This window comes from Accumulibacter sp. (assembly GCF_016789985.1).
Classification (GTDB): domain Bacteria; phylum Pseudomonadota; class Gammaproteobacteria; order Burkholderiales; family Rhodocyclaceae; genus Accumulibacter.
Genome location: NZ_JAEUOL010000122.1, coordinates 1 through 9,570 on the forward strand (window position 1 = coordinate 1; position 9,570 = coordinate 9,570).

Here is a 9,570-nt window from a genome sequence, read left to right on the forward strand (position 1 = left end):
TTCGCTGTCCGGTCATGGACGGCAGTTCAGCGGGAGTGATGAGGAGCATGGGCCGGGATGAGTCAGCGCAATCAGCACAGCGCGGAGGACCTGGCGGCCTTTCGCGCCGCGGTCGACGGTGTGATACCGCTGCGCAAGTTCGATCGGGTCAGCCTCGAGGCGCCCAAGCCCAGCCCGCGACCGCGCCAGCGCGAACTCGACGAAGCCGCCGTGCTGGTGGAAACCCTGCACGGCCCGCTGGCGGTCGACGACTGGCTCGACCTCGGCGGCGCGGACTCCTTTCTGCGCTGTGGGGTATCACGCAACGTGTTGCGTGATCTGCGCCGGGGTCGCTGGAGTATCCAGGATCATGTCGACCTGCACGGCATGAACCGGCACGAGGCGCACACCCGAGTGGCGTTGTTTGTCGGCAAGGCGCTGAGCGCCGGCAAGCGCTGCCTGCGCATCGTGCATGGTCGCGGCCACGGCTCACCGGGACGGGAGGCCATTCTGCGCCAACTGGTCAAGGTCTGGCTGGGTCGCCACCAGGACGTCCTGGCCTTTTGCCACGCACCGCCGAGTGACGGCGGCGATGGTGCCTTGTGGGTCCTGCTCAGGGCCGGCGGCAAGGCGCGCTAGGGCACGCGCCACGCCCGGCCGGTCTAGATGGCCGACTCGTCGAGCTCGCCGGTCCGGATGCGCACCACCTGTTCGACCGTGCTGACGAAGATCTTGCCGTCACCGATCTTGCCGGTACGTGCCGCCTTGACGATAGCGTCGATGGCGCCCTCCACCGAGCCATCGGAGACGACAATCTCGATCTTCACTTTCGGCAGGAAATCGACCACGTACTCGGCCCCACGATAGAGCTCGGTGTGGCCCTTCTGACGACCGAATCCCTTGACCTCGGTGACGGTCAGCCCGGTCACGCCAATCTCGGAAAGGGCTTCGCGCACCTCGTCGAGTTTGAATGGCTTGATGATCGCTTCAATTTTTTTCATGGTCTCTGCTCCTGATAAGATCGTAAGGAAATCGTATCAGAAATCGGGCAGGCATAAGCGATCAGTAGGGGTCGTGGTAGCGATTGGTGATCGGATAACGCCAATCCTTGCCGAAACCGCGCTGCGTAACACGAATCCCGACCGGCGCCTGCCGGCGTTTGTACTCGCTGATCTTGAGCAGATGTACGACACGCCGCACGGCGGCCGGGTCGAAACCGCGGGCAATGATCTCGCGCGGGCTGAGGTCCTGCTCCATGTAGGCTTCGACGATTGCATCGAGCACCTCGTAGGGCGGCAGACTGTCCTGGTCGGTTTGATCCGGCCTCAGTTCGGCGGATGGCGGGCGGCTGATGATGCGCTCGGGAATGGCGCAGGAGCAAGTGTTGCGCCAGCGCGCGATGCGGTATACCAGCGTCTTGACGATGTCCTTGATCACCGCAAAGCCGCCAGCCATGTCTCCGTACAGGGTGCAGTAGCCAACCGCCATTTCCGACTTGTTGCCGGTCGTCAGTACCAGCCGGCCGGTCTTGTTGGAGAGCGCCATCAGGATCATGCCGCGAATTCTCGCCTGCAGGTTCTCTTCGGTCGTATCGGACGGCAGGCCGGCGAACTGTGGCTCGAGCATGCCGGCGAGAGTCCGCATGGCCGGTTCGATGGCGATTTCGTCGTAACGCACACCGAGCAGGCGGACCATCTCGCGCGACTCGGTCAGACTGAGTTCGGCCGTGTACGGCGACGGCATCATCACCGCGCGCACCTTGTCGGCGCCCAGGGCGTCGACCGCGACGCAGAGCGTCAACGCCGAATCGATGCCGCCGGACAACCCGATGATCGCGCCGGGGAAACCGTTCTTGCCGAGATAGTCGCGCACGCCCAGGACCAGCGCCTGATAGACTTCGGCTTCCAGGCAGGGGGCCGCAACGATGTTCCCCGGCTGCGGTTCGCCATCGACGAAGTCGACGATGCCGAGCGCCTCCTCGAACTGGGGCAACTGGCAGCACAGGTCGCCGCGCGAGTCGAGAACGAAAGACCCGCCGTCGAAGACCAGTTCGTCCTGCCCGCCAGCCAGGTTGGCATAGACCACGGGCAGACCGGTGGTGGCGACGCGCTGGCGCAGGACCTCGGTGCGTCGTTCCCGCTTGCCGATGTGGTACGGCGAGGCATTGAGCACCAACAACACGTCGGCGCCGGCTTGCCGGGCAAGATCCGCAGCGCCCGCTTCCCAGACGTCGGCGCAGATATTCACCCCGCAGCGCAGCCCCTGCAGCGTCAACACGCACGGACCCTCGCCTGAATCGAAATAGCGCTCCTCGTCGAATACCTCGTAGCTCGGCAGCCTTTGCTTGTAATAGGTCGCCAGACGCTTGCCGCCATGCAGCAGCGTCGCCGCGTTGTAGCACTGCCTGCCACGCTTCTCGGGATGACCGACCAGGACGGCGATGTCCGGTAGTTCGGCTGCCAAGGCCTCGAGTTCACGCTCGCAAGCAGTGCAGAAATCCTCGCGCAGCAGCAGATCCTCGGGCGGATAACCGCAGAGCGCCAGTTCCGGAGTCAGCAGAAGATCGGCCTTCTCCTGCCGGGCGCGCCGGGCGAAGTCGAGTATTCGTGCGCGGTTGCCGGCAAAGTCGCCGACCGTGGCGTTGATCTGGGCGATGGCAATTTTCAGGGACATGCGTGCGGTTCCCAAGCAAAAGGGGCGCTGACGCGCCCCTCGATCAGCGTGACGAGCCGGGGTCGTTCAGAAGGCCGGCTTCTCTTTGGCCTCTTCGTAAGCCCTGACGCCCTCCATGATTTCCTTCTTGGCCTCGTCACTGCCCAGCCAGCCGGCAACCTTGACGAACTTGCCTCGTTCGAGATCCTTGTAGTGCGCAAAGAAGTGTGCGATCTGGTCCAGCACGACCTGCGGGAAATCACGCGGCGACTCGATGTCGCGGTACATCGGGGTCAGACTGTCGACCGGAACGGCCAGCAGCTTGCCATCCGGTCCCGCCTCGTCTTCCATCGCCAGCATGCCGATCGGCCGGCAGCGCACGACCACCCCGGGGGGCAGGGCGAACTGTGTGACGACCAGCACGTCGACCGGATCGCCATCGCCGGCGATGGTGTGGGGAATGTAACCGTAATTGCACGGGTAATGCATGGCCGTGGACATGAAACGATCGACAAAGACGGCGCCGCTGCCCTTGTCCACTTCGTACTTGACGGGATCGGCATGCATCGGAATCTCGATGATGACGTTGAAATCATTGGGGAGTGACTTGCCGGAGGGCACGCGATCTAGACCCATGTTCGTGATCTCTCTGCTGATTGAGGGAAGCGCAATTATACCCCGCCGGCGCCATGCCGGTATTCGGCCGCTCGTCTTCGGGCGCGCCCGCCGCACCCCGGCTTGCCTCTGGCCGCGGTGGCTGCAGTGAAGCACTCGGGCGTCGTCTGCACCCTCTAGGCCGAGCCGGCCGGCACGATGCTTGCCGACGGTCGTTTGGGCCGCGCTTGTTCGAGGCGATCGAGCCAGTCCAGAATGTGGTCGGCACAGGTCTGCCAATGCCGGTCCAGAATCATGGCGTGACCCGCTGCGGGAACGATCTCCAGTTCGGCTTGCCAGCGTTTTGCCACGCGGCTCGCCATGTGCGGCGGAAATACCGCATCGAGTTCGCCACCGACGACCAGAACCGGCAGTTCGGGCACTGCCGGCAAGCATCGCCAGGCGAGCAGCGACATGTCGCAGATTGCCCGCAAGGACTCCGGCTGCACCAGCCGGGCCAGGTCGAGCAGCGTTTCGGGTTGCGTTGCCGGGGTGAAATAGACGTCCCGGAGGAGGCGCAGGCTGCGTTCATCGAACACCCCGCGCGTCATCCTCGCCACCTCGGAAAGAAAACCCGGATAGCGCAGGAAGAGGGTCAGGGCGGATTCAAGAGTTCCGTGTGGCGGCACCGGCGACAACAGGACTCCTGCCTCGACCAGGGAAAGCTCGAGCAGGCGTTCGGCGATGCAGGCGCCCATCGAATGCCCGATGACCACCGGCTTCCGGTCGAGCCGCTCGACGACCCCGATGCTGTCGGCCAGGTAGTCGTCGAGGCTCAGCGCGTCAAGCGGCTCGACGCCATCGCTGCGACCGTGCCCGGCAAGATCCGGCGCATGGCACTCGTAACCGTGGCTGGCGAAGCAGGGGAGGAAATGGGCTTCCCAGCAGCGGGCGTCGACATAGCCGCCATGCAGGAAAACGAGCGGTGGCCGGCCCGCGGGGGTGGCGGGGAAGTGCCTGATGACATGCAGTCTTCGCTGGGTCATGATCAGTCTCTTGAGGATGGCTGCAAAACCGCCCGCCGGGCGGAGCGGGCTGCGACTCAGGCACTGGCACTCGGGCGTCCGGCGATGCGGTCGCGCCATGCCTGCAGATGCGGCAGGCCTTCCTGAGCCGGATGGAATCTCATCAGGCCGCGCGCGAACTCCAGGGCGCAGAAAGCGGTGATGTCGGCGATGGTGAAGCGCTCGCCGGCGATGAAGGCTTGTCCGGCCAGTTCGCGGTCGAGCCAGCCGGCCACCCGTCGCACTTTCTCTCCCTGCGAACGGCCGAAGTCCGGGAACTGTGGCTGTTCGAGCGGTGCCAGTCCGGGGTGGGTATGACGAATCCAGTTGGCAATGCCGGCGAAGAGGTACAGTTCGACCCGGCGGTCAGCCATCTCGACGAAGGCCCGCTCGACGAAATCGGTCCCCATCAGGTTGGGCTCGGGCGCCAGTCCCTCGAGGTAGGTGCAGATCGCCCGGGTCTCACCGAGCGCGCGTCCGTCATCGAGTTCGAGCACCGGAACCTTGGCCAGCGGGCTCTTGGCCAGGAACCCTGCTTCGTGATGCCGGCCCGTGGACAGGTCGACGATTTCCTGTTCGATGCCGGACAATCCCTTCTCGGCGATGAACATCAATACGCGGCGCGGGTTGGGCGCCCTCGGGGAAACGAAGAGCTTCATCTGGTCCTCTCGACGGTCAGGAAACTGTTGGGTGAAGGGCTCCGGCGAGCATGCGACGCTTCCTGCGCCTCAGACCCCACCTTGACGGGACTGGCCCATTTCGAGCATCTTGCGCGCCTCCTCGGCAAACTGCCGCGCGCGCTCTTCCCCGGCCTCACGGTCAATCGCCGAGGGCGGCGTGTTGATGCCTTTCTCGACCGCCGGGCGCGCGCCGATCTGCGCCAGCCAGCGCTGCAGATTGGCCAGGTCGTCAACGCTGACGCCCGACCAGCGATGCGTGCGTACCCAGGCCCAGTTGGCAATGTCGGCGATCGAATAGTCTCCCGCCAGAAACTCGTGCTCCTTCAGGTGGCGATCGAGAACGCCGAACAAGCGCCGGCATTCACCCTGGTAGCGGTCGATTGCCGGCTGGATGCGCTCGGGGAAGTAGCGGAAGAAAACATTCGCCTGACCCATCATGGGTCCAATCCCGCCCATCTGGAACATCAGCCACTGGACGACGCGCGAGCGACCCTGGCTGTCCTGCGGCAGCAGGCGGCCGGTCTGCTCTGCCAGATAGAGCAGGATGGCGCCGGATTCGAAGACCGCGAAGTTCCCGGCGCTGCGGTCGATGATCGCCGGGATGCGGCCGTTGGGATTGATCGCCAGGAACCAGGGCTGCTTCTGTTCGCCCTGCGCGAGGTTGAGCGGGTGCAGGGTGTAGGGCAGGGCGAGTTCCTCGAGGGCAATCGAGATCTTGTGCCCATTCGGAGTCGCGGCACTGTATAGGTCGATCATTCCGGGGTTCCTGCAGAGCGGACCAAAACCCGGGTCCGGCTGGTCAACGAGAGGTGGCAACCGGCGCATGCTACCAGAATCGCCTGCTGCCGGTGGCTTTCGCCGGATAAACCGCTCAACCCGGTCGGCCGTTGCCCAGCCCTGTCGGCTGCAAATTAAATTACATCACTTACTAAATAAATGCGTGCAAAGGGCTGTGCGGCGTGTTATCGTTGGTACATGGCAAATGGACTTGCACGATACGAATTCAGCGAGCGGCTGGCCGACATTCTCGGCGAGTCGCGCCGCGACCTGCGTTTTCGCGTCACCCTGATGGTCAGCGGCGGGCTGGTGGCGCCGGGACCGCGGGGCCGCGGTTCGCCGCCAGCGACGCCGCAGTACGCCGCGCACTTGCTGATCGGAGCGATGGCGGCGCCACAACAGTCGCAGACCGTGGAAGCGATCCGCTGTTACTCCGACCTGCGACCGAGCGCCGTGGCGCCCGGCGGCAACACGCCACGCGTGCTCTTCGGGCCGGCGGTCGCCATGACGCCCGGCGCGCCGCCGCCGGTTTCCGGCATGGGTCTGCAGGACCTGCCCTTCGGCGAGGCGGTGGCCGGCCTGCTGCAACTGGCTTGTGGCGAGGAAACGCGCGCCCTCGTTGCCGGCGAACTGTTTGGCGTCTGGATCAATCGCGGCTGCCCGGTCGCTGCGCTGCAGTTCAGCGCCTGGTGGCAGGGTCGGCGCGCCGTGATCAGTCATACCTATGGCCTGGCCGCGGACGCCGCACCGCCGGCCTGGCTGGATCCGCAACGGGGTGGAGCGGTCGATCCCGGTCTGTTCCACACCGTTTTCCTGCCGGTCCGCAAGTTGCTCGAGATCGGCTCGCTCACAACCTTGTCCGATGACGGGAGGAATCCAATGCTGAACAAACTGGGCCACAAGGTGGCCTCGATCGCCAGAATGGCACAACTCGCGGCCAAAACGCCGCATGGCAGCCGCTGGGAGAAACTGCTCTCGGCGCTGGGCGCCGTGCAGGCCTGGTCGGAACAGGTCGACCGGCAGGAGAATCGCCTGCGCGAAGTCGGCGACTTCGGTTCCAATCCCGGCCAACTGCAGATGTTCACCTACGTTCCCGCCGGCCTGCCGGCCAACGCGCCGCTGGTCGTCGTGCTGCATGGCTGCACGCAGAGTGCCGGCTCGTACAACAAGGGCAGCGGCTGGTCGACGCTGGCCGATCGCTACGGTTTTGCCCTCCTGCTGCCACAACAGCGCTGGAACAACAATCCGCTGCGCTGCTTCAACTGGTTCAGGCCGGAAGACAACGCGCGGGAGAAGGGCGAAGCCCTGTCGATCCGCCAGATGGTGGACCACCTGCTGAGCGACCACGGCCTCGATCGCCGCCGGGTATACGTCACCGGCACCTCGTCGGGCGGCGCCATGACCGCCGTCATGCTGGCCACCTATCCGGACGTTTTCGCCGGCGGCGCGGTGCTCGCCGGGGTGCCTTACCGTACCGCGCAGGGGCTGCAGGAAGGGCTCGAGAGCATTTTCCAGGGGCGCTGCCGGTCGCCTGGCGAATGGGGAGAACTGGTGCGCGCCGCCTCGCCGCACCAGGGCCCCTGGCCGACCCTGTCGATCTGGCACGGCGATGCCGATACCTCGGTCAAGCCGGTCAACGCCGAAGAACTGATCAAGCAATGGACCAACCTGCATGGCCTCGACCTGCAGCCGACGCTCGAGACGACGGTCGACGGCTATCCGCGCCGGGTGTGGCACGGTCCGGCGGGCGAAGAACTGATCGAATCCTACACGGTGACCGGCATGGCCCACGGCGCGGCGCTCGATCCGGGTGCCGCGCCGCACCAGTGTGGCACCGCGGCGCCGTTCTTCAACGCCGTCGGGATCTCGTCGACGCACCGTATCGCGGATTTCTGGGGATTGCTGCTTGACGCTGGCGCCGACGCGACCGATGCGGCGACGCGCCGGGCGAATTCCGGCGTTCGGGCCGATGCCTCGAGCGGCGCGCCGGACAGGGCATCGGCGCCGCTCGCCGACGAAGCACCGGCGGGTCGGCAGGAAGTTCCGCCGGGGAGCACGGAGGCGGGCAATTCCGGCAGACGGCCCTTCGCCCTTGATGTACACGGCATCATTTCGGCGTCGCTCGAAGCGGCCGGCCTGCTCGAGCGGGGTGCCACGGCCCGTCGGCCGGGCAGCACGGCGCCACTCGGCATCGATGTTCCCGGAATCATCTCGACGGCGCTCGAGGCGGCTGGCGCGCTCAAGGGGATCAGCCAGCGTTCCGCTGCGGCGCGGGCTCCGGCGGCCAACCTGCACGGCGCGGGCTGGGAAGGCAACGGATGGGACCTCCTGCTCGACGATCCGCGCGCCTTTCGTGGCGGCTCGCTGCTCTACGGTCATGCCTCGTCAGGCGAACGGGGCGCGCTCGGACCGCATGCGCATTCGATCTCGCGACGCATCGCGCTGGGTGCGCGACCCGAATTGAGCTACCTGCGGCGGCTCGACCTCAGTGCCGGCGTGAACGATTACACCAGCGCCAGCTTCAGGGTTCTGGTGGACGGAATCGTGGTCGACGAGGTCACCGCCATCGGCATGGCGCACCAGGAAACCGAGTGGCTGCGCCAATCGGCCATCGACCTGGCGCAGTTTGCCAACCGAACGGTGACGCTGACGCTCGAAGTGGCCGCCTATTCCAACATCTACAGCATGGTTTCGGCAAAAGCCTGGGTGGACCAGATCGCCATAGAGAACGCGGTCGACCTGGCCCATTGCTGAGCGCAAGGCGCCCGGCCGAGCCGGGCGGTGGCGCCGGGTCAGCGGTTGGCGAAGGAGGGCTTGCGCTTCTCGACGAAGGCGGCCATCCCCTCTTTCTGATCGTCCAGCGCGAAAGCGGAGTGGAAGGTACGGCGTTCGAAGAGCAGGCCTTCCGCCAGCGAACTCTCGTAGGAGCGGTTGATGCACTCCTTGATCATCATCACCACCGGCAGCGAGAAACCGGCGATCCGGGTGGCGGTGGACATCGCCTCGTCGAGCAGCTTGTCGGCCGGCACGACGCGCGACACCAGCCCGGCGCGTTCGGCTTCGACGGCATCGATATTGCGCGAAGCCAGACACATTTCCATCGCCTTGGCCTTGGAGATGGCGCGTGGCAGGCGTTGCGTGCCGCCGGCGCCCGGCAGGATGCCCAGGCGGACTTCCGGCTGGCCGAACTGCGCGGTGTCGGCGGCCAGGATGATGTCGCACATCATCGCCAGTTCGCAACCGCCGCCCAGCGCATAGCCGGCGACCGCCGCGATCACCGGCTTGCGGCAGTTCTTGAGGGTATCCCAGTTGCGCGTGATGAAGTCGCCCTTGTAGGCCTGCATGTAGGAGAGCGACTGCATCACGGTAATGTCGGCGCCGGCCGCGAAGGCCTTGTCGGAACCGGTGATGACGATCGCCCCGATGTTCTCGTCGGCTTCGAAACCGCCGAGCGCGGCGCCCAGCTCGTCCATCAGGTCATCGTTCAGGGCCTTGAGCTGCTTGGGGCGGTTGAGGGTGATCAGGCCGACTTTTCCGCGCACTTCGGCGGTAATGTTGACGTAGGTCATGAGGAAAATCTCCGGACTCAAAATGGGTGAATGGATGAATTCGAGTTCCCGCGCGCGGGAACTGCGGGAACAGCCAACTGCAACGGCGGGAAGCAGCGTCTCCCGGGAGTGGCCAGCCGGCTCGCCAGGTGCCGCCTGGCCGGACGGGTGGCGCTGTCCCGGTCTGGCGGGAGCGGGCCCACCTTGCGGAAAACGCCGCCGGCCTGAACGGTGATTGTCAGGCCGGCGGTTTGCCTGGCTGGGCACGACGCGACG

Annotated in this window: 9 protein-coding genes; 2 read left to right on the forward strand and 7 right to left on the reverse strand. The window is 65.7% G+C overall.

What is annotated here, in order from left to right:
• Positions 1-57: 57 nt before the first annotated feature.
• The gene (locus tag JNK99_RS07105; protein WP_291850683.1) at positions 58-618 is read left to right on the forward strand and encodes a Smr/MutS family protein; all 561 of its coding nucleotides are present in this window, start codon (positions 58-60) and stop codon (positions 616-618) included.
• Positions 619-641: 23 nt separating this feature from the next.
• Here the strand turns inward: JNK99_RS07105 and JNK99_RS07110 are convergent, their stop codons facing one another.
• The 6 genes from JNK99_RS07110 to JNK99_RS07135 all read right to left on the reverse strand — a co-directional run bounded on the left by JNK99_RS07110 (position 642) and on the right by JNK99_RS07135 (position 5,725).
• The gene (locus JNK99_RS07110; RefSeq protein ID WP_291850685.1) at positions 642-980 is read right to left on the reverse strand and encodes a P-II family nitrogen regulator; all 339 of its coding nucleotides are present in this window, start codon (positions 978-980) and stop codon (positions 642-644) included.
• 61 nt (positions 981-1,041) lie between these two features.
• Positions 1,042-2,652, reverse strand: coding sequence for an NAD+ synthase (locus JNK99_RS07115; RefSeq protein WP_291850687.1), 1,611 nt, complete (start codon positions 2,650-2,652; stop codon positions 1,042-1,044).
• 66 nt (positions 2,653-2,718) lie between these two features.
• The gene (gene ppa / locus JNK99_RS07120) at positions 2,719-3,267 is read right to left on the reverse strand and encodes an inorganic diphosphatase (protein ID WP_291850690.1); all 549 of its coding nucleotides are present in this window, start codon (positions 3,265-3,267) and stop codon (positions 2,719-2,721) included.
• Positions 3,268-3,422: 155 nt separating this feature from the next.
• Positions 3,423-4,271, reverse strand: coding sequence for an alpha/beta hydrolase (locus JNK99_RS07125; protein WP_291850692.1), 849 nt, complete (start codon positions 4,269-4,271; stop codon positions 3,423-3,425).
• A 56-nt stretch (positions 4,272-4,327) separates the two neighbouring features.
• Positions 4,328-4,948, reverse strand: a complete 621-nt coding sequence (locus tag JNK99_RS07130) for a glutathione S-transferase family protein (RefSeq protein ID WP_291850695.1) — start codon at positions 4,946-4,948, stop codon at positions 4,328-4,330.
• Positions 4,949-5,017: 69 nt separating this feature from the next.
• A complete protein-coding gene (locus JNK99_RS07135) occupies positions 5,018-5,725 on the reverse strand; it encodes a glutathione S-transferase N-terminal domain-containing protein (RefSeq protein ID WP_291850698.1) in 708 nt (235 codons plus the stop codon).
• Between the two features lie 219 nt (positions 5,726-5,944).
• Between JNK99_RS07135 and JNK99_RS07140 the strand changes: the two genes are divergently transcribed.
• A complete protein-coding gene (locus JNK99_RS07140; protein ID WP_291850700.1) occupies positions 5,945-8,500 on the forward strand; it encodes a PHB depolymerase family esterase in 2,556 nt (851 codons plus the stop codon).
• A gap of 38 nt (positions 8,501-8,538) precedes the next feature.
• Here the strand turns inward: JNK99_RS07140 and JNK99_RS07145 are convergent, their stop codons facing one another.
• On the reverse strand, positions 8,539-9,315 hold the full coding sequence (locus tag JNK99_RS07145; RefSeq protein ID WP_291850703.1) for an enoyl-CoA hydratase: 777 nt from the start codon (positions 9,313-9,315) through the stop codon (positions 8,539-8,541).
• Between the last annotated feature and the right edge of the window lie 255 nt (positions 9,316-9,570).